General features: G+C 68.8%; 24 protein-coding genes and 1 tRNA gene. 14 read left to right on the top strand and 11 right to left on the bottom strand.

The genetic code is table 11. The annotated features are described in order from the left end of the window. Positions 1-87 precede the first annotated feature (87 nt). Positions 88-870 carry a helix-turn-helix domain-containing protein gene (locus AD72_RS01545; RefSeq protein WP_031464521.1) on the top strand — a complete coding sequence of 261 codons (783 nt, stop codon included), beginning with the start codon at positions 88-90 and terminating at the stop codon, positions 868-870. Positions 871-883: 13 nt separating this feature from the next. On the opposite strand, the gene AD72_RS01540 is transcribed toward AD72_RS01545, so the two are convergent. Both AD72_RS01540 and AD72_RS01535 read right to left on the bottom strand, forming a co-directional pair. Continuing rightward, complete coding sequence (locus tag AD72_RS01540; protein ID WP_197284851.1) at positions 884-3,124, bottom strand: arylsulfatase; 2,241 nt, start codon at positions 3,122-3,124, stop codon at positions 884-886. A 1-nt stretch (position 3,125) separates the two neighbouring features. Continuing rightward, the gene (locus AD72_RS01535; protein ID WP_031464519.1) at positions 3,126-4,439 is read right to left on the bottom strand and encodes an MFS transporter; all 1,314 of its coding nucleotides are present in this window, start codon (positions 4,437-4,439) and stop codon (positions 3,126-3,128) included. A 149-nt stretch (positions 4,440-4,588) separates the two neighbouring features. Between AD72_RS01535 and AD72_RS01530 the strand changes: the two genes are divergently transcribed. From AD72_RS01530 to AD72_RS01520, 3 genes are all read left to right on the top strand, one after another. Then, complete coding sequence (locus AD72_RS01530) at positions 4,589-5,500, top strand: LysR family transcriptional regulator (RefSeq protein ID WP_031464518.1); 912 nt, start codon at positions 4,589-4,591, stop codon at positions 5,498-5,500. Positions 5,501-5,544: 44 nt separating this feature from the next. After that, positions 5,545-6,465, top strand: a complete 921-nt coding sequence (locus tag AD72_RS01525; RefSeq protein ID WP_231644702.1) for a trypsin-like serine peptidase — start codon at positions 5,545-5,547, stop codon at positions 6,463-6,465. Between the two features lie 228 nt (positions 6,466-6,693). Then, positions 6,694-7,830, top strand: a complete 1,137-nt coding sequence (locus AD72_RS01520) for a beta propeller repeat protein (protein ID WP_031464516.1) — start codon at positions 6,694-6,696, stop codon at positions 7,828-7,830. Between the two features lie 21 nt (positions 7,831-7,851). On the opposite strand, the gene AD72_RS01515 is transcribed toward AD72_RS01520, so the two are convergent. Then, entirely contained in the window at positions 7,852-8,484 is a 633-nt protein-coding gene (locus AD72_RS01515) for a hypothetical protein (protein WP_031464515.1), read from the bottom strand. A gap of 94 nt (positions 8,485-8,578) precedes the next feature. On the opposite strand from AD72_RS01515, the gene AD72_RS01510 reads away from it, so the two are divergent. The 3 genes from AD72_RS01510 (at position 8,579) to AD72_RS01500 (ending at position 10,063) form a co-directional block, all read left to right on the top strand. Further along, complete coding sequence (locus tag AD72_RS01510; RefSeq protein ID WP_082468713.1) at positions 8,579-9,013, top strand: DUF302 domain-containing protein; 435 nt, start codon at positions 8,579-8,581, stop codon at positions 9,011-9,013. Then, positions 9,010-9,603, top strand: coding sequence for a mycothiol-dependent nitroreductase Rv2466c family protein (locus AD72_RS01505; protein ID WP_031464513.1), 594 nt, complete (start codon positions 9,010-9,012; stop codon positions 9,601-9,603). Before AD72_RS01510 ends, AD72_RS01505 begins: the two co-directional genes overlap by 4 nt. A gap of 190 nt (positions 9,604-9,793) precedes the next feature. Further along, positions 9,794-10,063 (top strand): metal-sensitive transcriptional regulator, encoded by a 270-nt coding sequence (locus AD72_RS01500; protein ID WP_031464512.1) that lies wholly within the window; start codon positions 9,794-9,796, stop codon positions 10,061-10,063. A gap of 11 nt (positions 10,064-10,074) precedes the next feature. Here AD72_RS01500 and AD72_RS01495 read toward each other — a convergent pair. Continuing rightward, positions 10,075-10,147: transfer RNA gene (locus AD72_RS01495), tRNA-Leu, on the bottom strand. A gap of 119 nt (positions 10,148-10,266) precedes the next feature. On the opposite strand from AD72_RS01495, the gene AD72_RS01490 reads away from it, so the two are divergent. The 4 genes from AD72_RS01490 to AD72_RS01475 all read left to right on the top strand — a co-directional run bounded on the left by AD72_RS01490 (position 10,267) and on the right by AD72_RS01475 (position 14,592). Then, positions 10,267-10,890 (top strand): ANTAR domain-containing response regulator, encoded by a 624-nt coding sequence (locus AD72_RS01490; RefSeq protein ID WP_031464511.1) that lies wholly within the window; start codon positions 10,267-10,269, stop codon positions 10,888-10,890. Between the two features lie 306 nt (positions 10,891-11,196). Further along, complete coding sequence (locus AD72_RS01485; protein ID WP_031464510.1) at positions 11,197-12,885, top strand: APC family permease; 1,689 nt, start codon at positions 11,197-11,199, stop codon at positions 12,883-12,885. Between the two features lie 73 nt (positions 12,886-12,958). Further along, a complete protein-coding gene (locus AD72_RS01480; protein WP_037344548.1) occupies positions 12,959-13,879 on the top strand; it encodes a phosphatidate cytidylyltransferase in 921 nt (306 codons plus the stop codon). Beyond that, positions 13,876-14,592 (top strand): class I SAM-dependent methyltransferase, encoded by a 717-nt coding sequence (locus AD72_RS01475; RefSeq protein ID WP_031464508.1) that lies wholly within the window; start codon positions 13,876-13,878, stop codon positions 14,590-14,592. The genes AD72_RS01480 and AD72_RS01475 overlap by 4 nt, the downstream gene beginning before the upstream one ends. Positions 14,593-14,598: 6 nt before the next feature. Here AD72_RS01475 and AD72_RS36315 read toward each other — a convergent pair whose 3' ends face one another. After that, positions 14,599-15,018, bottom strand: coding sequence for a PadR family transcriptional regulator (locus AD72_RS36315; protein ID WP_051897714.1), 420 nt, complete (start codon positions 15,016-15,018; stop codon positions 14,599-14,601). On the opposite strand from AD72_RS36315, the gene AD72_RS36310 reads away from it, so the two are divergent. Then, positions 15,013-15,327 carry a hypothetical protein gene (locus tag AD72_RS36310; protein ID WP_051897708.1) on the top strand — a complete coding sequence of 105 codons (315 nt, stop codon included), beginning with the start codon at positions 15,013-15,015 and terminating at the stop codon, positions 15,325-15,327. The two genes, AD72_RS36315 and AD72_RS36310, sit on opposite strands and share 6 nt — an antisense overlap. A gap of 145 nt (positions 15,328-15,472) precedes the next feature. On the opposite strand, the gene AD72_RS01460 is transcribed toward AD72_RS36310, so the two are convergent. The 4 genes from AD72_RS01460 to AD72_RS01445 all read right to left on the bottom strand — a co-directional run bounded on the left by AD72_RS01460 (position 15,473) and on the right by AD72_RS01445 (position 19,196). Beyond that, complete coding sequence (locus AD72_RS01460) at positions 15,473-16,645, bottom strand: acyl-CoA dehydrogenase family protein (protein ID WP_031464506.1); 1,173 nt, start codon at positions 16,643-16,645, stop codon at positions 15,473-15,475. Continuing rightward, a complete protein-coding gene (locus tag AD72_RS01455) occupies positions 16,642-17,772 on the bottom strand; it encodes a CaiB/BaiF CoA transferase family protein (RefSeq protein WP_037344542.1) in 1,131 nt (376 codons plus the stop codon). Before AD72_RS01455 ends, AD72_RS01460 begins: the two co-directional genes overlap by 4 nt. Continuing rightward, on the bottom strand, positions 17,769-18,125 hold the full coding sequence (locus AD72_RS01450) for a DUF3870 domain-containing protein (RefSeq protein WP_197284850.1): 357 nt from the start codon (positions 18,123-18,125) through the stop codon (positions 17,769-17,771). The genes AD72_RS01455 and AD72_RS01450 overlap by 4 nt, the downstream gene beginning before the upstream one ends. Before the next feature lie 114 nt (positions 18,126-18,239). Then, entirely contained in the window at positions 18,240-19,196 is a 957-nt protein-coding gene (locus tag AD72_RS01445; protein ID WP_037344536.1) for a LysR family transcriptional regulator, read from the bottom strand. A gap of 300 nt (positions 19,197-19,496) precedes the next feature. Here AD72_RS01445 and AD72_RS01440 point away from each other — a divergent pair, with 300 nt between their 5' ends. After that, on the top strand, positions 19,497-20,675 hold the full coding sequence (locus AD72_RS01440; RefSeq protein WP_031464503.1) for a Glu/Leu/Phe/Val family dehydrogenase: 1,179 nt from the start codon (positions 19,497-19,499) through the stop codon (positions 20,673-20,675). Positions 20,676-20,752: 77 nt separating this feature from the next. After that, positions 20,753-22,657 carry a tetratricopeptide repeat protein gene (locus tag AD72_RS01435; protein WP_051897706.1) on the top strand — a complete coding sequence of 635 codons (1,905 nt, stop codon included), beginning with the start codon at positions 20,753-20,755 and terminating at the stop codon, positions 22,655-22,657. Here AD72_RS01435 and AD72_RS01430 read toward each other — a convergent pair. Both AD72_RS01430 and AD72_RS01425 read right to left on the bottom strand, forming a co-directional pair. Continuing rightward, a complete protein-coding gene (locus tag AD72_RS01430) occupies positions 22,624-24,204 on the bottom strand; it encodes a hypothetical protein (RefSeq protein WP_051897704.1) in 1,581 nt (526 codons plus the stop codon). The genes AD72_RS01435 and AD72_RS01430 overlap by 34 nt on opposite strands. A 40-nt stretch (positions 24,205-24,244) precedes the next feature. Next, positions 24,245-24,718, bottom strand: coding sequence for a hypothetical protein (locus AD72_RS01425; protein WP_031464500.1), 474 nt, complete (start codon positions 24,716-24,718; stop codon positions 24,245-24,247). Between the last annotated feature and the right edge of the window lie 2 nt (positions 24,719-24,720).

Raw genomic sequence — 24,720 nt, 5'->3', positions numbered from 1 at the left:
GACGGGACAAGATTGACCCGCCACGCGCAGCCGGTCCATGACCTGTGAAGTCATGGAATCCCCTCGCCGAGGTCCTAGACTCCCGGTATGACCGCAGCCGCTGCCCGTCCCGTCGGCCCGTTGTTGCGCAGCTGGCGGGAACGGCGCCGATTCAGCCAGCAGGAGCTCTCCGAACTGTCCACGGTCTCGGCGAGGCACCTGAGCCGGGTGGAGACCGGGAAGGCCCGCCCGACACCGGAAATGCTGCTGCATCTGGCGGAGCACCTCGACATCCCGATCCGGGAACGCAACCAGTTGCTGCTCGCCGGTGGCTACGCGCCCCGGTACACCGATCAGCCGCTCGGGGACAGCGCGAACGCGGTGGTGCTCGACGGGCTGCGCGGCCTGCTCGACGCGCACCTGCCATATCCGGCCCTGTTACTGGACGACTACTGGGAAGTGGTCGACGCGAACGCGGGCGTGGACGTGTTGCTCGCCGGTTGCGCCGCCGAACTGCTGGAGCCGCCGATCAACGTGATCCGGCTGAGCCTGCACCCGGACGGGCTCGCCTCCCGGATCGTGAACCGGGGCCAGTGGGCCGCGCATCTGCATCAGCAGCTCCGGTACCGGGCCGAGTGCACCGGCGCGGCGCGGCACCGGGAACTGGTGGCGGAAGTCGCGAACTACCTTGCGGAGCTGCCCCGCACCCCGGCGCCCGCGAGTCCGGTGCTCACCCTCGACCTCGCCACGGACAGCGGAACACTGCACCTGTTCAGCACCTCGGCACGGCTGGCCACGGCGACCGACGCCACCCTGGAAGGCCTGCACCTGGAGACGTTCCTGCCCGCCGACGCGCGGACGAAGGAACTGCTCGGCGCCGCGACCGCGTGACGGGCGCGGAACCTCAGTCCTGCGGTTCGTAGTCACCGAGCTGTTCGGTGTCGTCCTCTAGATCGAAGACGACCCGGTCGATCGTTCCGGTGAACGGGAACTCCCCGGAGTAGGCCTGGCTGACCGGTGAATAGCCGTCCCGGCCGAGGTCCAGTCCGCCCCAGGACATGAAATACCGCGAGGTCTCCGGCATCGCGACCTCGGCGAGTACCCGGTCCCCGGACAGGATCCGCCCGACACCGGCGAGTGTCCCGGTCTTGCGGAACGTGTAGGTGAAGGTGTGCGGACCGGTGGTGAGCTCGACCGGTGCGCTGACCCGGTAGATGCCGCCGTAGTAGTTGTAGTCGTGATGGATTGCGGAATCCTTGATGTAGAAGGAATATCCGCCACCGACGGAACCACAGGCGACGAGTACGCCCTCGTCCTCGGGGCCGCATTCGACGTGCGCGGTCAGGGTGTAGGAGCGGTCCAGGACGAACGGGGTGGCCCCGTTCGGCACGTGGCTGCAGCCGCCCCACAGGGTGACGCGGTTCCTGCTGCGCACCGCGTCCGGGCGGGCGCTGGCCGCGGCCCGGCGCGCGGCGAACCGGCGGTCGTCGAGCGGCAGGACGTCGTAGCGGCCTGCCTGAGTCCACCATTCCTCGATCATGGCGCGCAATCGCTGCGGATAGCGCGCGGCGAGATCGTGGCATTCGGAGAAATCCGAGTCGAGGTGGTAGAGCTCCCAGACGTCGTCCTCGTAGCGGGTGTCCGCGGCATGGTAGGCGACCGCTTTCCAACCGTCCTGCCACAGCGCGCGGCTGCCGAACATCTCGAAATACTGCACCTGCTTGCGGCTCGGTCCGTCCGATTCGAAGGAATAACGCATGCCGGTGCCGTGGATCGGCATCTGCGGCACGCCGTTGACGGTCTCCGGCGCGCGCATGCCGAGGACCTCGAGGACGGTCGGCACGATGTCGACGACATGGTGGAACTGATGGCGCACCGCACCGCGCGCGGCGATCCCGTCCGGCCAGGAGATGATGAGCGGATCCCGTACTCCGCCCGCATGGGTGTTCTGCTTGTACCGCTTCAGCGGGGTGTTCTCGGTCATCGCCCAGCCGAGCGGATAGTTGTTCTGCACCCGCCAGGTTCCGATGTCCGCGAAGTATCGCTGGTTGTATTCGACCGAGTCGATTTCCTCGTTCTCGTAGGTGGCCATGTTGACCGAACCGTGGTGCTGGCCCTCCTGGCTCGCCCCGTTGTCGGAGAGCAGTACGAAAACGGTGTTGTCCAGCTGGCCGAGCCGCTCGAGATGATCGAGGAACCGGCCGAGCTCATGATCGGTGTGCTCCAGGAAGGCCGCGTACGCCTCCTGGAACCGGGCATACAGCCGTCGCCGCTCGGCGGGGAGCTCGTCCCAGGCGGGCACACCGGGATTGCGCGGGGCGAGCTCGGTGTCCGGCGCGACGATACCGAGTTCCTTCTGCCGCGCCAATCTCGCTTCGCGCACTGCGTCCCAGCCGTGGTCGTAGGCGCCGCGGTACTTGGCGAGATAGCTCTCCGGGGCCTGGTGCGGGGAATGCATCGCACCGGTGGCGAAGTACAGCAGGAACGGTTTCTCCGGGGCGAGCGAGACCTGGTCGGTCACGAAGGAATTGGCGTGGTCGACCAGATCGGCGGTGAGGTGGTAGCCGTCCTCGGGTTTCGCGGGCGGATCCACGCGATGATTGTCGTAGGTCAGTTCCGGATGGAACTGGTCGGTGGCCGCGTCCAGGAAACCGTAGAACCGGTCGAACCCGCGGCCGAGCGGCCACTGGTCGAACGGTCCCGCGGTCGAGGTCTGGTCCGCGGGCGCGATGTGCCATTTGCCGATGGCGAAGGTGGCATAGCCCTCGCCGCGCAGCATCTCGGCGATGGTTCCCGCGTCCTGCCGGACCGCTCCGCGTTTGCTGGGGAAACCGCTGTCCGCATTGGCGATGATGGACATGCCGACCGAGTGATGATTGCGCCCGGTCAGCAGGGAGGCGCGGGTGGGGGAACACAGGGCGGTGGTGTGGAAGTTGGTGTACCGCAGTCCGCGCCCGGCCAGCCGGTCGATGTTCGGGGTGGCGATCTCGCTTCCGTAGCAGCCGAGGCTGCCGAAACCGACGTCGTCGAGCAGCAACAGCACCACGTTCGGGCTGTTCGCCTCCGGGCCCCGGGGCTGGGGCCACCAGGGGACGGAATCCCGGTAGGTGCGGCCGATGTGTCCGCCGAACTCAGTGCCAGCCAAGTCAGTACTCCTCATTCAGATCACGCCGGTAGGTCTCCGGCAGGAAATGGGTGCAGGCTCCGGTGATCACGGCGAGCAGCACCACGAACCCGCACACCAGCCAGGGGGTTCCGCCGCCGAGCAACAGCAGCGAGGCGGCGATCGCCGGTACGAAACCGGCCGCGAGCGAGGAAAGCTGGAACACCACCGAGGTTCCGGTGAACCGCACCCGCGCGTCGAACAGTTCGGGAAGCATCGCGCCGGAAGGGGCGAACACCATACCGACCCCGATCGGGAAACCGAGCAGGAACGCGAGACACACCAGCACCGGATTCGCCGTGTTCATCAGCAGGAAACTGGGGAACACCGCGAGGCCGACGAGCACCGCGCCGAGCATGATCACCGGTTTCCGGCCGTAGCGATCCGAGAACCGGCCCGCGATCGGCACCGTGATCAGCTGCAGCACCAGGGCGAGTGCCACACCGAGCAGTGCCACCGGTTTCGCCAGGTGCAGCTCGGTGGTGAGGTAACTGATGCCGAACACGATGAACACCGCCCAGGTACCGGCATCCGCCACCCGGGCGCCGAACGCCTTGAGGATGGTGAGCGGGTAGCGGCGCAGCAGGGTGGGCACCGGCATCCGCACCGGACCGCCGGACTGCTTCATCCGCGCGAAGGCCGGTGTCTCCACCACCTTGAACCGCAGGTACAGCCCGGCGATCAGGATGAAGACCCCGAGCAGATACGGCACCCGCCAGCCCCAGGTGAGTAGCTGCTGTTCGGGAAGCGCCGCGACGAAGGCGAACACGACCACGATGGAGAGCAGCTGCCCGGCGGGATTTCCCATGCACGCCCAGGTACCCCAGTATCCGCGTTTGCCCTGAGGTGCGTGCTCCACGACCATCAGTGCGGCGCCGCCGAACTCGCCGCCGAGCCCGAACCCCTGCAGCAACCGGAAGAACACCAGCAGAATCGGCGCCCAGATCCCGATCGTCTCGTAGGTGGGAAGCAGCCCGGTCAGCACCGTCGGCAGGCCGAGCAGCAGCAGGGTGGCCAGCAAGGTCGCCTTGCGGCCGATCCGGTCCCCGATGTGCCCGAACACCAGCGCCCCGACCGGCCGGACCACGAATCCGACCCCGAAGCTGACGAACGCGAGCAGTGTTCCGACGACCGGATCACTCGCGGGGAAGAACAGTTTGTTGAACACCAGCGCGCTCAGCCAGCCGTAGAGCTGGAAGTCGTACCACTCCATGGTCGCGCCCGCGAGGCTGGCACCGGCGACTTTCCTGATCGAAGCCGGTGCGCGCTCGACCGCGACGGTTTGCCCTGACGACATCGGCAGCTCCCAGCACACTTGGATGGCATACGACGAAGAGCTCGTCCGGAAGCTGCACGCGACCGGTGGGAGCTCCCGGGGAAACCCTAAGTCCCGCACAGGCGATACGACCAGAACGTAGTTCCGATAAGAGTTATATGGTTTTCCGTATGGCTATTCCGGAGGACATCCAGCTCTCCTGGCTCAGTTCGTTCCTGGCCGTGGTCAACCAGGGGACCTTCACCGCGGCCGCCCGCACGACCCGCCGCGCCCAGCCGAGGGTCAGCGCGCACATCGCCGCCCTGGAGGAGGTGCTGCACGTGCGGCTGTTCGACCGCGGCGCCCGCGGCGTCAATCTCACCGAGGCCGGACATCGGCTGCTGCCGCATGCGCGGGCCGCGCTCGCCGAGGTCCGGGCCGGGATGGACAGCGTGGAGTCGCTCGAAGGCGCGCTGCAGGGCAACGTCATCGTGGGCAGCTTTCCCGGCGCCAGCGGGGTCCTGCTCGCCCCGCTGATCAAGCGGTTCCGTGCGGCCCACACCGGCGTCTCGGTCGAGCTGCACGAGGGTGATCCGGGCTGGCTGGAGGACGCGGTCGCCGGATCCGACATCGACCTCGCCGTGCGTGTCGCCGATATTCCCCAGCGGCACAAGGAAGTCGTGTCACGGCACCTCTTCGATGAGCGCATCCACCTTGCCATCCCCGCGGATCATCCGCTCGCCGATGTCGACGCCAGCCCCACGGTGCTGCGGGACCGCTCGCTGATCGTCACCGGAGCACCCGCCGAAGGGTGGACCGATTTCACCGAGCGGCTCGCCGAAAGCGGGATCACACCGGCCCGCATCACCAATGTCGCGCATCCGACGACGGTCATCGCGCTGGTGCGTGCCCGGCTCGGCATCGGGCTGCTCGGCGAGATGGCCGCGAGCATCACCGCGTTCGGCGATGTGCTCACCAAACCGTTGCCGCAACCGCGATGGGTCCGCGAGATCCACGTCTACTGGAACAGCAAACGCCAGCTGTCGACCGCGGCCGCCGCGTTCCTGGACGCGCTCGAGTCGACAGCACCCCAGCCGCGGTGACCGCCTGCCGGGCAACCGATCGCGGGTTCGCGCGTCCAGTCGAGGTGAACGGTTTCGCTCGCCGCGGCCTGCGCCTCGCGGTACTCCCAGCCCTGCTCCTGACGGTCTTCGCGATAGCGGCACCCGCCGCGAGCGCCGCCGAATCGGCTCCGGCCGTGCACACCGGCACATTCGACCCGGCAGCGCGTCAGGCAGCGCTCGCCCACTGGACACCCGAACGGATGCGCGCGGTCGGGGCGAAGTCGAACGAGGCCGACGGTTCGGTCAACCGGCCCTGGTCCGGCCCGATCCCGCACGGGGTCGGGCGGCTGTTCTTCACCGAGGTGCCCGGTGAGGATCACTGGTGCACCGCCACCGCCGTCGGCGGAGCCAACAAGGACCTCGCGACCACCGCCGCCCACTGTGTCTGGCCCGGTCTCACCAGGGACGGCACCCGGATCAAGGTCAGCAATGTCGTCTTCGTTCCCGGATACCAGGACGGGCAGCGCCCGCAGGGGGTCTTCGCGGCGCGGACGTACCTGCTTCCCGAGTCGTACACCCAGCACAGCTCACCGGACATCGCGATGATCGCCTTCGATCAGGATCGCGGCAGCCACCTCGCCGACCGCGCCGAACCGCAGCGGATCTCCTTCGACGGTGCCGACCCGGGCAAGACGACCATCCTCGGTTACCCGGGATCCCGTACGGCCCGCGGGAATTCCCTGTACTGGTGCGACAACGTCAAGGCCGGGCCGGACGGCACCGGGACGTGGGACTCGCCCTGCGATATGGCCGGCGGATCCAGCGGCGGCCCGTGGCTGGCCGATTTCGACCCCGAGACCGGAAGCGGCACCGTTTTCGCCGTCACCAGCCAGGGGACCATGGACATCGATCCGGGCACCGGTGAACCGATCACCACCGCGCTGAGCGGCGCACCGGAACAGGGGATCGGCAAGACACTCTACGACCAGGCGGGAGCCAGCTGACTGAGCCTGTTCCGGGCACACCACCGCGACGCGCGGGTATTTCTCCAGCGATGGGGCGGCAACCTCGGTGAGTCCCATCAGGTGGGTGGCCGGGCCGCTGCTCGCGGCACGGGATTGGGGCACTCCGCATCACCGGATCAGGTCATAAGGCACTGGAGGTGTTCCGTGCTTCGGCCGAATCCGGGGAAGGTGCCCGGAGATTGCGAACACGGCACGAGGAGGCAGTCGATGCGCCGGTCGCGGTTCTGGCTGATCCTGGCCGTACTCGGCCTGGCCGCGCTGTTCGGCACACCCACGGTGGGGGCCGGGGCGCCGCTGCGCACGAGCGGATCGGTGCCCGCGGGTTTCCTTGCCCAGTCGGTGAACTGGCCATCGGCATCGGCCGGGAGGATCCTGGGCAGTGTCGGCTGCGGTGACCGGCGCTGCACGGTGGTCGCCGGAACCGAGAACGCGGGCCGCAGCTGGTCGGTCCGTGGCACCGTGCCCGCGCCGCTCGCCCAGCCGGGAGAGCCCGGTGTGACACGGCTGCGGTTCGCCGATGCCGGTCACGGCTGGGCGTTCGGCCCCGCGCTCTATCGGACCGCGGCCGGCGGCCGGACCTGGCGGTCGAGTCGAATGCCCGGCGGCGGCCGGCAGGTGGTCGCCCTGGCGACCGAGGCGGATGTCACGTATCTCGCGGTTTCCCCATGCCGCATCGGCGAACCACCGTACGAATGCGCGGCGCCCACGACCCTGTGGCGCTCGGACCCGGGCCGTTCGCGGTGGCGACGGGTACCCGTCAGATTGCCGGTGACCGCGGGCGCCCAGGACGTCATGCTGGCCCTGCGCGGTGCCACCGCCTATGTCGCGGTGGCCGGTGAACCCGGGCGGCCCGGCGTGTTCTACGCCAGTCCGGGCGGGAGGCAGTGGTCGGCCCGCCGAGCTCCGTGCGACACCTCGACGGCGGAGACGATGGCCGGAATCACCGCGCTACCGCACGATCGGCTCATGCTGCTGTGCCTCGGCGATGTCGGACTGAGCCGGTCCACCAAGCGGGTGTTCGCCTCGCCGGACGCCGGGCGCACCGCGCGATATCTCGGCACCGCGCCCCGGCCCGGGATCGCGTGCACCATGGCGGCGACCCCGTCCGGCCGGTTGGTCATCGGATCGGCGAGTACCGGCAATTGGCTCTACTCCAGCGCGGATGGCCGCGCGTGGCGCACCGCGCTCGCCGAACCGGGCGGTGGCTGGAACGATCTGCAGTTCACCACGGACCGAACCGGATTCGTGGTCGATCATCCGGGCGCGGGGGACAGTGCGGGGAACGCCGTACTGACCACTCACGATGGCGGCGCCCACTGGACCAGGCTGCACCTCGGCCCCTGACCGGGCAGCGCTGCGCCGCGGTCAGCGCTGCCCGGGCGGACTCGGCGCTACGACGACCCGGACCAGTGCGGCCGCCGCCATGGGCAGTTGCCCGGGTTCGACCAGGCGCGCCAGCGCCTCCGGATCCGGTGGAAGACCGAGCTTTTCGGCGCCCCGCAGGGCGAGCCGGTCGAAGCAGGGCCGCAGCTCGGGCCAGATCCCCTGAGCCTCGCGGCAGAAGATGTCCGCCCCGGTCGGCCCGATGCGGGGTAGTTCGGTGAGCAGTTCGCGGATCGTGGATGTCGATCCCTGCGCGCGCCGGCGCAGTTGCCGTAGATCACCGCGGTATTCCCGGCGCAGCATGGCGGCCCCCGCACCGAGGGCGGTCGCGGTCTGTTCGTCGTAGCGGCGGTATCCGGCCCGGTCTAGCGCATCGACGCGGTCCTGCCAGGCGGAGCGCTCCATCCGGGCCGGGGTGGTCATGCCCGAGCGGCCCAGTTCCCGGGTAGCGGCCACGGCGATCTCCGCCTTGATACGCGTCGACAGCAGCAGGGTGAGCACCGAGAGCCGGTACAGCGGGGCGGGCTGGTCGGCCAGCCGGATACCGGCCTCCCCGGCGAAGGTGTGCCCATAGCGATCGAGCAACTCTCGCATGGTCTCCAGCTCCGTCGCCATGGTTCAGGATAGGCACGCACCCGGCGAGGCGTGGAGCACGTGTGGTTGACAGATACCCCTGGGGGCATACGATATACCCCGTAGGGTATCTGTCATGGTGAGTGGAACGGAGGTCATCGTGCGGCTGGGCTTGACCCGCTCGTATCGAGGAGCGGACTACGACACCGTCCTGGACCGGACTCGGGCAGCGCTTTCCGGGGAGGGATTCGGGGTACTGACCGAGATCGACGTGCAGGCGACGCTGCGGGAGAAGCTTGGGGAGTCCCTGGAGCGCTACGTGATTCTGGGTGCCTGCAATCCATCGCTGGCGCACCGGGCGCTGCAGGCGAGCCGGGATATCGGGTTGCTGCTGCCGTGCAATGTCGTGGTGCGACAGGACGAGGCGGATTCCTCGGTCACCCGGGTCGAGGCGGTGAACCCGGCGATGATGAGCGAGCTCGTCGCGGCAGCGGAGATCGAGGCGGTCGCCGGATCGGCGGCCGAACGGCTGGAATCCGCGCTCACCGCGCTGGACGAGGCCCTGTCATGACCGAGGTCGCACTGTACGGGGATCCGGTCTGCCCGTTCGCCTGGCTGGCGTATCGATGGCTGAGCGAGGCGATCCCGGAACCCGAATCGCTGCGCCTGTATCCGATGAGCCTCGCCGTGCTCAACGAGGGCCGCGAGGTGGCGCCGGGGCACCGTGGCCGCATCGCCGATTCGCGTTCGGTGGGCCGGGTGCTCGCCGCCATCGACGACCACCGGGTCAGGGCCGCGCTGTTCACCGCGATAGGAGTCCGGGTGCACGAGCGGGAGGAGCGGGTCGATGACGGGCTGCTCCGTGCGGCATTGCGGGAAGCGGGAATGCCGGGGGAACTCCTCTCCGCGGCGCACACCGATGCGCACGACCCCGCGATGCGCGCCATGCATCAGCTCAGTCAGGACGCGCTCGGCTCGACCGGCGGCAGTCCGATCACCACGATCGACGGCAGGACGTTCTTCGGGCCCGTGCTGACCGAACCGCCGGGGCCGGACGAGGGGCGCGCCCTGTTCGAAGCGCTGGCCACGGTGGCCGCCGTTCCCGCCTTCGCCGAACTGCGCCGCAATCGCACGGGCGCACCGACTCTTGCGAAAGGATGAGCCATCATGTGCCGTCCCAAGCGATGCCGTACCTGTGGCAAGACCACGTGGAGCGGATGCGGCATGCACATCGACGCCGTCCGGGCCACGGTCGCCCCGGATCAGTGGTGTGCGGGCCACCCGGACCGCCCCCGCTCCCGGTGGCCGTGGAAATCTGCGAAGCGGCAACACGAAAACAGGGAGCGTGAACATGATCGGTGATGAAGACACCGTCGGCCAGGTGCGCAACCGGCTGCGCCGGGCGCAGGGACAACTGGCGGGCGTGATCGCGATGATCGACGAAGGCCGCGACTGCAAGGATGTGGTCACCCAGCTCGCCGCCGTTTCCCGCGCACTCGACCGCGCCGGATTCAAGATCATCGCCAGCGGTCTGCGCGAGTGCATCACGACCGGCGAGCAGAACGAGGAAGCTCCGCTCACCGAGGAGCAACTCGAAAAGCTGTTTCTCACCCTTGCCTGAGACAAGCAGTGTGCCCCCGGTGAGAGTCGAACTCACACTGGACGGGTTTTGAATCCGCTGCCTCTGCCATTGGGCTACGGGGGCGCTGTCGTGCCAGAGAATAACGTGACCGTGAGATGGCTCCCGTGGGCGGGTCGGGCGGTGCGGCGATAGGTACGATAGTCACGCAGGGTGCCGGGGGAGGCCGGTGTCCCGTCAAGCTGATGTCGATGGAGGTCTTGGTGAGCGAGGCGACCGGTGGTAATGACCAGAAGGCCGAACGCCGGGTGTTGGTCGCGGAGGATGAGGCGCTGATCCGCCTTGACCTGGTCGAGATGCTGCGCGAGGAAGGCTACGAGGTAGTCGGTGAGGCGGGAGACGGCGAACAGGCCGTCGCCCTGGCGCGTGAACTCAAACCGGACCTGGTGCTGCTCGACGTGAAGATGCCGAAGCTGGACGGGATCGACGCGGCGGCGAAGATCGCGGAGGAGCGGATCGCTCCGGTGGTGATCCTGACGGCGTTCTCGCAGCGGGACCTGGTGGACCGGGCGCGCGAGGCGGGTGCGATGGCGTACCTGGTGAAGCCGTTCAGCAAGTCGGACCTGACCCCGTCGATCGAGCTCGCCGTTTCCCGGTTCGCGGAGCTCTCCGCGCTCGAGTCGGAAGTGGCGAGCCTGACCGACCGTCTGGAGACGCGCAAGCTGGTGGACCGCGCGAAGGGGCTGCTGATGACCAAGCACGGTCTCTCGGAACCGGATGCGTTCCGCTGGATCCAGCGCACCGCCATGGACCGCCGCAGCACGATGCGCGATGTGGCCCAGGCGGTCGTGGAGACCGTGAAACCCTGAAATCCCGGTTCGACCCGGACGCGCGCCGGGGCTGTTGACCGACAGCCCCGGCGCGCGTTTTGTTGACTACGGTTCGTCACGTCTCGTATCCGTGTCGCCGCAGCGCGCTTCGGTCAAATCCGGCTGATCGGGCAAATTCCGTCGCAGATCGCCACGGTCGGTAACTTTTTGATCGTTTCGTAACCTATCCGGCCCAATGATTGGGTAGGTTCCACCGCGCGTCGTTACGTGTCCGGGTCGGATCACCCATACGATACCGGCGCTGGAAAACGCCTCAGAAGCCATGAGCAAGGGAGCCGCGCGGAGATGGCCACAACACAACACGGTGGAGAAGGCGGGCACAAGCTGCGCCGGGACCTCGGTCTCGTCGGGCTGTTGTTCGCCGGTGTCGGCTCACTCATCGGTTCCGGTTGGCTGTTCGGTGCGTTGAAGGCCGCCAAGCTGGCCGGCCCGGCGGCACTGCTCTCCTGGGCGATCGCCGCGGTGATGATCCTGTTCATCGGGCTGTGCTTCGCCGAGCTCGGCACGATGTTCCCGATCTCCGGTGGCGTGGTGCGGTTCCCGCACATCGCCTTCGGTTCCTTCGCCAGCTACGTGATGGGCTGGATCACCTGGCTCGCGGCGGTGTCCATTCCGCCGGTCGAGGTCGAGGCGGTGCTGCAGTACTCGACGGGGTACATCCAGTCGCTCGGCCTGCCGGCGATGATGACGCCGAACCAGCTGGAACCGGGCGCCGATCCGGTGTACACGCTCACCGGCTTCGGCACGATCATCGCGGTGATCCTGATGGCCGTGTTCGTGCTGATCAACTACTACGGCGTGAAGTACTTCGCGCGCATCAACAACGCGCTGGTGTGGTGGAAGCTGCTGGTGATCGTGGTGGTCATCGCGGCGTTCCTGTACTTCGGTTTCAAGCTGGGCCATTTCTCCGGGAACTTCACCCGCTACGGCTTCATGCCGGGCGGCTGGGAAGGTGTGTTCACCGCGATCGCCACGGCGGGTATCGCGTTCTCCTTCATCGGGTTCCGCCAAGGGATCGAGCTGGCGGGGGAGTCCAAGAACCCGAAGCGGAACGTGCCGATCGCGGTCATCGGCTGTGTGTTGATCTGCGGTGTGATCTACGTGCTGCTGCAGATCGCGTTCGTCGGCGTGGTGCAGCCGGGCGACCTCGCGAAGGCGGGCGGCTGGGAACACCTGAGCTTCGCCAACGACTTCGGCCCGCTCGCGGCCATCGCCACGATCCTCGGACTCGGCTGGCTGGCCATCATCCTCTACATCGACGCGGTGGTCTCGCCCGGTGACACCGGCCTGATCTACAACACCGTCACGGCGCGCATCTCGTACGCCATGGGGCAGAACGGCAACGCCCCGCAGTCGCTGACCAAGGTCAGCAAGCGCGGTGTTCCGGTGGTGAGCCTGCTGGTGACCTTCGTGGTCGGGCTGATCTTCTTCCTGCCGTTCCCGAGCTGGCAGAGCCTGGTGAGCCTGGTGACCTCGGCGACGGTGCTCTCCTTCGGCAGCGGGCCGATCGTGCTCGCCGTGCTGCGCCGCAGGGCTCCTGGCTTCCCGCGCCCGTTCAAGCTCGCCGGTGGTGACATCATCCCGTTCCTGGCGTTCTTCTCGGCCAACATGATCGTGTTCTGGGCGGGCTGGGACACGAACTGGAAGCTGTTCCTGATGCTGCTGCTCGGGCTGATCCTGCTGCCGATCTTCATCGCGACCTCGAAGCGCAAGCTGCCGCCGCTGGACTTCAAGGCGGGCGCCTGGGTGATTCCCTGGCTCGTGCTGCTCGCGGTGATCAGCTACCTCGGCGACTACGGCGGCGGGCTGAAGGTGCTCAGCCTCGGCTGGGGCGCGCTGGCCATGTTCGTGGTCTCGCTGGGCATCTACATCTTCGCGATCCGTTCCGGGCTGTCCCCGGTGCGGGTCGAGCGGGAGATCGAGAACGCCCGCTCGGAGGCCGCGGAGGAAGAGACCGCCATCGGCGCCGAGTGACCCACGCCATCGACCCCGTCAACCGACCCTCCGAACAGGTAGTGTCACCGTGCTCAAGGTAGGTTCGGCTGCTGTGAATGCCGAGCAGGGCGACGCCGAGAACAGCGGCGCCGACGAGCCTGGGGAGCCCAGCGCCCCATCCGTGGAGGGCGGGACAGCCCAGCCGGACAAGCCCGCCCGCAGAGCAGGGCGCGATCTCCCCGCCGCGATCGGCGTCGGGCTCGCGCTCGGCGCCGCGGTGCTCGCTGCCCTGCTGACCTACCGGCAGCTGTTCCTGATCGTGATCGCGGCGGCGGTCGCGATCGGCACCATCGAACTGGCCGGTGCCTTCCGGCGCGGCGCCGACATCCGGATCGCCCGGGTCCCGCTGCTGCTCGGTGGTCAGGCGATGGTGTGGCTGACCTGGCCGTTCGGTCTGCGTGGCGCGCTGGTCGGGTTCGTCGCCACGGTGCTCGCCTGCCTGTTGTGGCGGATGCGTTCCGGGGCGGACGGGTACCTGCGGGATGTGGCGGCCTCGGTGTTCGCGGCGGCCTATGTGCCGCTGTTCGCCTCGTTCGCCGCGCTGCTCGTGCTCCCGCTGGACGGGGTCGGCCGGGTGCTGACCTTCCTGATCGTGGTGGTGTGCTCGGACACCGGCGGATACGCGGCCGGTGTGCTGCTGGGCAGGCATCCGATGGCGCCCTCGATCAGCCCGAAGAAGTCCTGGGAGGGGTTCGCCGGATCCCTGATCTCCGGCCTGGTCGCGGGTTGGCTTGCGATCTGGCTGCTGCTCGACGGGCAGTGGTGGCAGGGCGCCATCCTCGGGGTGGCGGTGGTCTGTTCCGCGACCCTCGGCGACCTGATGGAGTCCTTGGTGAAGCGGGACCTCGGGATCAAGGACATGGGCACGCTGCTGCCGGGGCACGGTGGGCTGATGGACCGGCTCGACTCGCTGCTGCCCTCGGCGGTGCTGTCCTGGATGATGCTCGGGCTCATGCTGCCCACCGTTGGATGACCACCGAATCCGTCCGGCCCAGCCCGAACATCTGGCGCTGGCCGAAGACCTACGCGATCGAGAACGCGGCACAGGACGTGCACGGCGCGGTGTGGGCGGCGATCGAGGAACACGCCCCGTTCGCCGGCCGGGATGTGGTGGACATCGGTTGCGGGGACGGATTCCACCTGCCCCGGTTCGCGGCGTGCGCGGCGAGCGTGATCGGCGTTGAACCGCATCCGCCGCTGCGCGAACGGGCGCGCGAGCGGGTCGCCGGGCTGTCGAACGCCAAGGCCTTCGCGGGGCGGGCACAGGCGCTTCCGCTTCCGGACGCGAGCGCCGATGTGCTGCACGCGCGGACCGCGTATTTCTTCGGTCCCGGTTGCGAACCGGGACTGCGGGAGGCCGACCGGATACTGCGTCCCGGCGGCGCACTGGTGATCGTGGACCTCGACGGATTCGCGGCGCCCTACGGGGACTGGCTGCGTGCCGACCTGCCGGACTACGAACCGGGGCGGGTGGAACAGTTCTTCACCACGCAGGGATTCACCAGCAGGGACGTGGCCACGACCTGGCGGTTCGCCAAGCGGGCCGAGCTGGAAGCGGTGCTGCGCATCGAATTCTCCGCGAAAGTGGCCCGCCGCGCGATCGCCGAGACGCGCGGAACGGAGATCCCGGTCGGTTACCGGCTGCGGATTCGCAGCAAACCGACCGGGATCATCCTGGACTCCTAGACCTGCTCAGTCCTCGTCCTCTTCCTCGGTGTCCGCGGGAGCGTCCTCGGCGAGGATGCCGTAGAGCTCCTTGCGGGCACTGTTCAGGATCGTGACCGCGCGGTTCTTCTGCTCCGCCGATCCGACCATGAACAGCTGCACGGCCGCCCCGGCAAGCTGAGCAGCCGCGGCCTGCAACGGGCTGTCCTCGGCGGGCGCCTCGGCTGCGGCCTGCTCCCACGGCGGGTTCTCCGTGTGCTGCTCCGCCTCCTGCTCGCCCTCCTCGGTCAGGGTGAACAGCTTCTTGCCACCCTTGCCCTCGCCGCTCTCGGCGATCAGGTCCTCATCCGCGAGCTGCTGCAGCAGCGGGTACACCGAACCGGGACTCGGCCGCCAGGCGTTGCCGCTGCGTTCGGTGATCTCGCGGATCATCTCGTAGCCGTGCATCGGGCGCTCGGTGAGCAGGGCGAGCACGGCGGCGCGGACATCACCGCGGCGCTGGCGGCCTCTTCCTCGCCCGCCGCCCCGGCCACGGCCCTGCCACGGCCCCCCGAATCCGGGCGGGAACCCCTGGGGTGGACCGAAACCGCCGGGACCGAAGCCCGGTCCGAATCCGCCGGGGCCGAAGCCGCCGAACGGGCCACCGTGCCGGGCACGGGCGTGCGGGTCGAAATCGCGGCCCGGATGCGGGCGCCGGTGCGGGTGGTGCGGGTGGTCGTGCTCCCGGTGGAAGCCGTCTCCGTGAAATCCGAATGACTGACGCATGGGTTTGCCCCTCTCTCGTGGCGGACCCCGATGGATCCGCGCCAGCTCGGTGCTGACCTCACTAACGATATATCGAAAACTATCGCGATGCAACACCGAGCTGTCGAGATATTCAGTTAGGGGGCGTCGAGCCCGGTCAGCGGAAGGCCTGGACCCCGGTCACCGCGGCGCCGAGGCTCAGGGCGTGCACCTCCTCGGTGCCCTCGTAGGTGAGCACGGTCTCCAGGTTGTTCATGTGCCGCATCACCGGGTACTCGAGGGTGATCCCGTTCGCGCCGAGCACGGTCCGCGCGCTGCGGGCGACTTCGATGGCGGAGCGGACGTTCGCGAACTTGCCGAAGCTGACCTGGCTGGGGGCGAGGTCCCCGGCGTCCTTGAGCGTGGAGAGTTGGCGCGCCACCAGTGCCGAGCGGTTCACCTCGACGAGCATGTCGGCGAGCTTGCGCTGGGTGAGCTGGAAGGCCGCGAGCGGTTTGCCGAACTGCTCGCGGGTCTTGGCGTAGTCGAGCGCGGACTCGTAGCAGCTGCGCGCGGCGCCGACGACACCCCACAGGATGCCGAACCGGGCCTCGTTGAGGCAGGAGAGCGGGCCCTTGAGGCCGCGCACATCCGGGAAGGCCGCGGATTCGGGCAGTCGCACGTTCTCCAGCACGAGTTCGGCGGTGATCGAGGCGCGCAGGGAGAGCTTGTGCCTGACCTCGTTGGCGGTGAATCCGGGGGTGTCGGTGGGGACCACGAAACCGCGGACGCCCTCCTCGGTGTTCGCCCACACCACGGCGACATCGGCCAGGGTCCCGTTGGTGATCCACATCTTCGTCCCGTTGAGCACCCAGTCCGAACCCTCACGGCGGGCGGTGGTGCGCATGGAACCCGGGTCCGAGCCGGAATCCGGTTCGGTGAGCCCGAAGCAGCCGAGCGCTTCCCCCGCGGCCATCCGGGGCAGCCACTCGGTGCGGTGCTCCTCGGTTCCCCAGTGGTGGATCGCGAACATGGCAAGCGATCCCTGCACGGACACATAGCTGCGCAGCCCGGAGTCGACGGCCTCGAGCTCCCGGCAGGCGATCCCGTAGGCGAGCGCGGAGAGTCCGGCGCAGCCGTAGCCCTCGAGATGCATGCCGAACAGGCCGAGCTTGCCGAGCCCGGAGGCGAGTTCGCGCGGCAGGCCGCCGTTCTCGTACCAGTCGGCGATGTGCGGGGTCAGTTCCTCGCGGGCGTAGGCGCGCACGGCATCGCGGACGTCCCGTTCGGTGTCGCCGAGACCGGCGTCGATCCCGAGGAAATCGTGCGGGTCGGCCTGTTTGACGCTCATTCTTGCTCCTGTTCTGCATCTGTGTGTTCACCGAGAAACGGTGGGGGAAGGGGGGCGAAGGTTTCCGAACCGGTGAACCGGAAACCGGGGCGGGGCATGGTGAGCGTGCCCGCAGTGGGGTGTTCGAGCTGTGCGGTGACCGAGGAACCGCCGTGCCGCAACGCATCGAGCACGCCGCGGATATTGCCCGCGGGTACTCCCGCGGTGCGCAGCGCGTCCACGAGCTTTTCGGCGGGCCACTCCACGATGCGCCCGGCGAGCGCGGGCAGCAGGGTCTCCCGGTTGGTGACCCGGAGCGCATTGCTGGCATACCGTGGATCCTCGGCGAGATCCGCGCGGCCGAGCAGTTCGCACAGCTTGCCGAACAGCGCGTCGTTGCCCGCGGCGATGAGCACTTTCCCGTCCGCTGCCTGGAACGGCTGATAGGGAACCACACTCGGGTGTTCGTTGCCGTAACGCTCCGGTTCGGTACCGGTGACCAGCGCGGCCTGGGCGACGTTCACCAGCCCGGACAGTGCGGAGCCGAGCATCGAGACCCGGATGTGCTCGGCCGCCCCGGTGCGCGCCACCTTGTGCAGCCCGGCGAGCATCGCGGTCGAGGTGTTCAGCGCGGTGAGCACATCCACGATGGCGACCCCGACCTTGACCGGTTCCCCCTCGGGCTCCCCGGTGATCGCCATGAACCCGGATTCGGCCTGGAGCACCACATCGAAGCCCGGTTGCCCCTCCTCGGGGTGCCCGTCCGGATAGGCGCTGACCGAGCAGTACACGACATCCGGGTTGACCGCGGCGACATCCGCGAAACCGAGGCCGAGCCGGTCCGCGGTTCCGGGGCGGAAATTCTGCACCACGATGTCCGCCTCCGCGCACAACCGCAGGGCCCGTGCGTGGCCCTCGGGGCTCGCGAGGTCGATGGCGAGGCTGCGTTTGCCCCGGTTGAGCGAGAGGTAGTAGCTGCTCTCCCCGCCGGCCTCGGGCGGGGACCAGGCGCGGGTGTCGTCCCCGCGTCCCGGCTGCTCGACCTTGATCACCTCGGCGCCGAGATCGGCGAGCAGCATCGTGGCGTACGGTCCGGAGAGCACCCTGGACAGATCCGCCACCCGTACCCCGGACAGTGGCGCGCTCATCCGTTGTTCCGCGCGACGTAGACGCTTTCCAGGCATTTGCGGAAGGCGGTGACCAGTGCCGCGCCGGAGCCGCCCTTGTAGTGCGTCTCGATGCGTCGCAGCACCTCGGTCGCCTCGGTGTACACGCTCGTCTCCTCGACCAGCGCGCGGAAGAAGTCCTTGGCCAGCGAGGTGAGCATGGTCGGTTCGGCCGCGACGACCGTTCCCGAGTCCAGGTCCACGACGAGGACCACGCCGACCCGTTCGTACTGCGAGTGATTGGCGACCGCGTCCGGAAGCCGCGCGTAACCCGAGACGAGCACGAGATTGGTCCCGGCGGCGAGTTGTTCGCGGAAGAACTCGAATAGGTCCACGGCATGCCTCCCGTTCGACAGCATTCATCGCCCGCGATCACTGCGGGCCATGCTGGGGAGGCTCGCCTGATCAGGACACCGGTCCGGTGTCCCGCAGCGGGCTGGCAGCGCAACCTATCTTGCCGAGGCCGCCGCCCCGTGGTCAAGCGGCCCTTCGGTGGACCCGGTGAGGCCGAGCTGATCCGCGGCGGCGGCGAACGCGTCGATCACCACGCGCAGGGCGGGCCTGCGATGCGCGGAGGTGCGGTAGGCGATGGCGATGTCCCTGGTGATCGGGTCGGCCAGTTCGACGACCTCGACCGCGGACCAGCGGAACGCGAGGCCGAGATCGGGGACCAGCGTGACGCCGAGGCCCGCGGCGACCATGGCCATCGCCGTGGCCTGTTCCTCGACCTCGTGGCGCACATCGGGTTCGAAACCCTGGTGCTGACAGGCGACCCGGACCGCGTTGCCGAAGTGGCTCGCCTTGCCCGCGAGGATCCAGCGAGCGTCGGCCAGATCGGCGAGCGCGACCGGGCTCTGCGGGGTCAGTGCTCCGGAGGGCACCACGGCGTGCAGCCGCTCGCGGCCGATGTTGCGCCGTTCCAGGTTGGCGTCCCAGGGCATCGGCGCGTCCGGGTAGTCGATCACGAAGGCGAGGTCGAAATCGCCCTGGCCGACCGCGCGCGCGGTCTCCTCCGGGTCCACTTCGCGGGTGTGTACTTCGATGTCCGGGTAGTGCGTGGCGAGCCAGGCAAGGGAACGGGGGAGCAGCCCGGCCGCGACGGTGGCGAACACCCCGACCGAGACCTTGGCGGCGAGATTGGCCTGGGCTCGCTCGAGTGCGATCACCGCGCGTTCCTCGGCGCCGAGGATCTCCTCCGCGTGCTGGGCGAGCAGTTGACCGAGCTCGGTGAGCACCACCTTGCGCCCGATGCGCTCGAACAACGGCAGCCCGACCTCCCGCTCGAGCTGCTGCAACTGCTGGGAGACCGCGGATGTCGTGTAGTGCAGCGCGGCCGCCGTCGCGGTGAGCGTTTCGCGGCGGGCGAGCTCGCGAAGCAGGCGCAGCCGGTGCATCGAAAGTTCCATCAAGCGATCCTAAACGAATGTGTCCATGATCCTTAACTAGAACGTGCGTAATTAATGTCGCACACTCTGCGGTATACCCCGTGAGAATGGCAACCAGTCGTTCCCAACCGGCTAACACGGTCGTCACAAAAGTCGCTCAAACTGACGAATAAGCAGCGGGATTGCCGCTCCGATCACGATGGGTGACCAGCTGTCGACGATGGCGGGATCGTTCGTCTCGCTGTCAACAGACAACATCACAGTCGAGTAACACAGAATGTCTCGCTTCGCGAGCAAATGAGCATGGAGGAGGTACCGCCGATGTCCATCCAGACGCGCGAACCCATGGTCCGGCTGACCTGGACCGACCCGGTCACTGGCATTCACGGCTACCTCGTCGTGCACTCCCTGATCGCCGGTCTCGCGACCGGTGGCACCCGGATGCGTGCCGGCTGCACGATCGGTGAGGTCGAGGATCTCGCCCGGGGTATGGCGGTGAAGTCCGCCGTGTTCAACCTCCCGGTCGGTGGTGCCAAGGCTGGTATCGACTGCGACCCGAAGGACCCGCGCGCGTTCGAGGTGCTGACCCGGTTCTGCACCGCGATGCGCCCGTGGCTGGACGACCACTGGGTCACCGCCGAGGACCTCGGAGTCCCGCAGCACCTGATCGACGAGGTGTTCGCGCAGATCGGGCTCGAGCAGTCCTACCACGCGGCGATCAGCCGCTCGACCGATTCGCAGCGCACCCTCCGCCGGGTGCACGCCGGTCTCAACGCCCCGGTTCCCGGTGGCCTGCTCGGCGACGTGATCGGCGGATACGGGGTGGCCCAGGCCAGCCTCGCGGTGATCAACGCCTGGGAGAAGCCGCTGGAGCGGACCACCGTCGCGGTGCAGGGCGTCGGGACGATGGGCGGTGCCGCCGCCTGGTACCTGCACGACGCGGGCGCCAAGGTCGTCGCGCTGGCCGACGCCGCGGGCACCCTGTTCCACCCGGAGGGCCTCGACGTTCCCACACTGCTCGACACCCGCGACGAGTACGGCGAGATCGACCGGGCGGCGCTGCCCGAGGACGTGCGGACCCTGCCGAGGGAAGCCGTGCTGGCCACCGAGGTGGACGTGCTCATCCCGGCCGCGATCTCGTACGCGATCACCCCGGACAACGTCGCCCAGGTGCGGGCCGGCGCCATCGTGGAGGCCGCGAACGTCGGCACCACCCCGGAGGCCGAGGCCGTGCTCACCGAGCGCGGCGTCCCGGTGATCCCGGACTTCGTGGCGAACGCGGGCGCGGCCGCGTGGGCCTGGTGGCTGCTGCTCGGTCAGGTCGGAGCGGAGCCCGCGGACTCGTTCAGCAAGCTGCGCTCCGAGATGCTGACCAAGGTCGCCTACCTGATGCAGGCCTGGCTCGCCGACGGAACCGCCCCGCGCACCACCGCCTTCGAACTGGCGGAGACGAACGCCGCGGAACGGGCCCAGGACTCGGAGCCGGTGCTGATTCCCTGACAGTGTGTGGTTCACCGCCATCCCCTCGCCACGTGTCGTAAAGTGCACTCGCATCGCACGCGGCGAGGGGAGAACCGGTGAGCACACCCAATGAGGTTCCGGACGCTCCGGAGACGTTCGTCAATCGCGAGCAGGAGCTCGATGAGCTCACCGCCGCGGTCGCCGATCGCCGTGCTGCCGGGGCCAAGGTCGCGGTGTGCAGCGGACTGCCCGGAGTGGGCAAGACGACGCTCGTGCACAAGTTCGTCGGCCGGGTAGGCGAAGCGTTCTCCGGCGGCAATCTCTACGTCGAGTTCGGCACCGGAGTATCGGTCAGCGATGCCCTGGCATCCTGTCTGGCGGCACTCGGGGTGTCGAAGGAGATGGTGCCCGGTACCTTGCGGGAGCGCGCCAACCTGTGGCGCACCAAGACGGCCCGGATCCCGTTGCTGCTGGTGCTCGACGATGTGACCGATCCGGCGCAGTTCGTCCCCTTCCTGCCGAAGTCCCCGGGCAGCGCGGTACTGGTGACCACCAACGGAGAACTCGCCGAGCTGAACCAGTACGGCGCCGAGACCGTGAAGGTGCACCCGCTCGATGAGCAGAAAGCCGTTCACGTCCTCCGCACGCTGGCCGGGGACCGGATCGCGGCCGAACCCGAGGCATTGGCCGAACTGGTGCACCAGTGCGCCGGCCTGCTGGTCGCCTTACAGGTGGCCGCCCTACGTCTGGCCACCAACCGGAGCCTGACGGTGGCCGCACTCGTCGGGCAGATCGCCGATGAACGGCGCGGGCTCTCGGCCCTGCGGCGGGGTACTTCCGGGGTGGCCGCGGTGTTCTCGGAGAGTTACGCGCGGCTGAGCGAGGGCGCGGCGCTGCTCTACCGGCGACTGGGCACACTGCCGTTCACCGAGCTCGATGCCGGGCTGATCGCGGACACCGGCGACGAATTCCTCGAGGAGCTGATCGGTTCCGGCCTGCTCACCGATGAGGGCAGTGGCCGCTACCGGTTCCATACGCTGATTCACCGGCACGCCAGGGAAGTTGCCGCGGAGTACGAGAGCGAACACGAGATGACCGCGACGCTGCGCGCGGCCGTCGAGTACTACTTGCGGCACGCCGCTGCGGCGGATCTGTGGGTCCTCCGCGAGGAGCGTTATCGAGTGCCGCGCGGCCGCACCTTCGACAAGTTCCTGTTCTCGGACAAGAAATCCGCGCTCGACTGGCTGGACCGCGAGCGGATCAATCTGCGCGCGATCATCCGGGTCGCGGTGCAGCACGGTTTCGCGGATCAGGCTTGGCAGCTCGCCGAGGCGGTCACGGCGCTGTACCTCAATCGCCGCTATCTGCTGGATTGGACGGAGACCAGCGAGCTCGGCGCGCAGGCGGCCGCGTCCCTCGGTAATCGTGCGGCGGAGGCCCGGTTGCGCAGTTTCTCCTCGCGCGCCTGGTGTGATCTCCGGGAGTTCGATCGGGCGCTGGCCGAACTGGAGCGGGCGGCCGCACTGGTCGAGGACAGCGAGGATCGGCGACTGCGGGCCTCGATCGAGGAACTGTATGCCCGCTATTACAACAGCATCGGGGAGTACGAACAGGCGCGCGCCGCGTTCCGGCGGGCGATCGAGCTGTTCACGCTGGCCGAGGACGACCGGGGAAGTGCCTTCACGAAACACTTCCTCGGTGAGTCACGGCTCGAGGCAGGGCACCCGGACGAGGCGGCCGTCATCCTCGAGGACGCCTTGCCGGAGGTGGAGGGTGTCGGCGACTCGAGGATGACCGGGCGCACGCTCACCGCACTCGGTCAGGCGCACCATGGCCTCGGGCGATTCGAGCAGGCCGCGGAGACCCTCCGGAGCGCGATCGCTGAGCTGGCCGACGGCAACGAGTTCTACCGTGCCCGGGCCTACGAACGGCTGGCCGAGGTGGACCGGGAGCACGCGGAGCAGCACCGGGCCCGCGCCCGCGAGCTCTATGCCTGCCTCGGCGGACCGGAAGTCGCCTGACGCACCCGTACCGTGGTTTCCTGCTCGCCGATCCGGACCGGAAAATCGGTGCTGTCCAGCCGATTCGTGCACAGCAGGTGATAGGCGATGGTCGCGAGCGCACCGGTATCGGCACCGGACAGGGTGGCCGATTCGCCTTCGCGGCCGAAAACCCGGCAGCCGTGCGGGATCCGCTTGGCGGCCAGCCGGGCACCCGGATAGCGGGCGAGCGTCGCCTCGGGGTCCTCGGTCAGCAGTACGGCCGCTTTCTCGGCGCGCCGCAGATCGGTATCGGCCTCGTCCACGACCAGATAGTGCTCCCCTGCGGCCACCGAGGCGGGAAACCGTTCCAGCACAAGGGTTTCCCCGTGCTCGGTGACTCGGACCCGGAAGGCGTGCACCGGGCGCTGTTCGGGAATCGGGTCCGGGACGCGAGCCAGCGGTGCTACGGGTTCCGGATCGAGGCCGAGCATCGAGTACAGCAGGGCGCGCACCCGTTCAGCGGCATCCGCGCGGTACGCGAAGACCTGGCGGGTCAGCTCGGTCCGATGCTCCGGTGCCGCGTCGAGCTGGGCACGCAGATCGCCGCGCGGATCCAGGCGCGGGGCGCGGGCCGCGAGCGCTTCGACCGGGGTGCCGGGCACGATCTCCTCGGCGGAACCGGTGAGCAGCAAGGGTTTTCCGAGACCGGCGGCGTACAGACCGAGGGAGCCGTGGTCGGCGATCACCACATCCGAGGCGACGAGGGCGGCGTGCCAGCCCGCTTCGGGTGGCAGCAGTGCCAGTCCGGCATCGAGCGCGTCGGCGTAATAGTTCGCCACATCCGCGCGGTTGTAGTGCGAGGCGATGTTCGGATGCAGTGCCGCGCACACCTGGTAGGAGTCGGCGGGCAGCGCGGCGAGCAGTGCGTGCGGCAGTTTCGGGGTGAGACCGAGCGCGGAGGCGCGGCCCCAGGTGGAACTCAGGAACACCAGGCGGCGGTCACCGGTGCCGAGCAGCCGGCGGAAGCGGGCACGCAGGGCGCGGCTCGCATCGAGGCGCTGCACGGTGGGATCACCGGTGACCACCGTGTGGCCGAGCACCTCGGGACAGCTCGCGCGCAGCTGCTGCTCCTGCTCGGCATGCGCGAGTACCAGGGTGATCCGGCCGCTGCCCAGCGCCGCCGCCGAGGGCACGCCCGCGATCCGGGTGCCGTTCCCGTCTCGCTCGGGCACGAACTTGTTGAACCCGATGCCGTGCGGGAGCACCACGATCGGCCCGCGCACGGTGGCCGGGTCGATGTTCTCGCTCGCGGTGAGCACTAGGTCCGCGGGCTGGTCCTTCACCTGCGACCACGGCACGATGCGATCCACCCGCGCCTCGCGCAGCAGCCGTTCGGCGTGTGCCCGGTGCCGGAACTCGTCCTGCAGGGTGAACAGCCTGCGCAGCCGGAAATCCCCGGAGAACAGCTCGCTCGTCTCGAGCAGCCGGATCACCGAGGTCAGTGAGCGCCCCACGCAGAGGATCGTGCGCTCGCAGCCGAAGGTCCCCCACTTACGTTCCTCGGCCGTCGCGCCCCCATTCGCCATGCCTACCGCAACCTCTGCTCGCGCGAACCCCGTTCGGTTCTCATCGTAGTCGCCGGGGCTCGCTTTCCAGGTCGCGGCGGGCCGCCTCGGTGAACTCGGTGAGGGCCCGCTCGAGGTCGGCGCGCACCTGGTCCGTGCCGTCCGGTTCCCGGCCCGGCAGGGTGCTCGCCCGCAATTCGCGCACCGTGTCCGCCAGGTGCACCGCGGTCGAGGCGAGTTCCTCGGCCAGTGCGGCGATTTCCCGTGGGGCGAACAAGGTCACCCGGAGCGCGGCCGACTCCACCGCGGCCAGTTCGGTGCGCGGATCGCCCTCCTCGACCGGGAACACCGGCAGCCGCAGCAGGGTTCGCGCGGCCCGCAGCAGTTCGGGATAGTCCGCGGTCTTCTGTTCCCGGGACAGCCGGCTGCGCTCGGTGCGGCGATCCGAGCGGGCGCGCAGCTGGGTGGCTCCGACGGTGAGCACCACACCGAGCAGCGCGGAGACCGTACCGATCCAGGGGGTCGCGGAGTTCATGA

This window comes from Sciscionella sediminilitoris (assembly GCF_000737195.2).
Classification (GTDB): domain Bacteria; phylum Actinomycetota; class Actinomycetes; order Mycobacteriales; family Pseudonocardiaceae; genus Sciscionella; species Sciscionella sediminilitoris.
The sequence above is the reverse complement of the archived record's forward strand: the minus strand, read 5'-3'. Positions and strand labels throughout refer to the sequence as shown.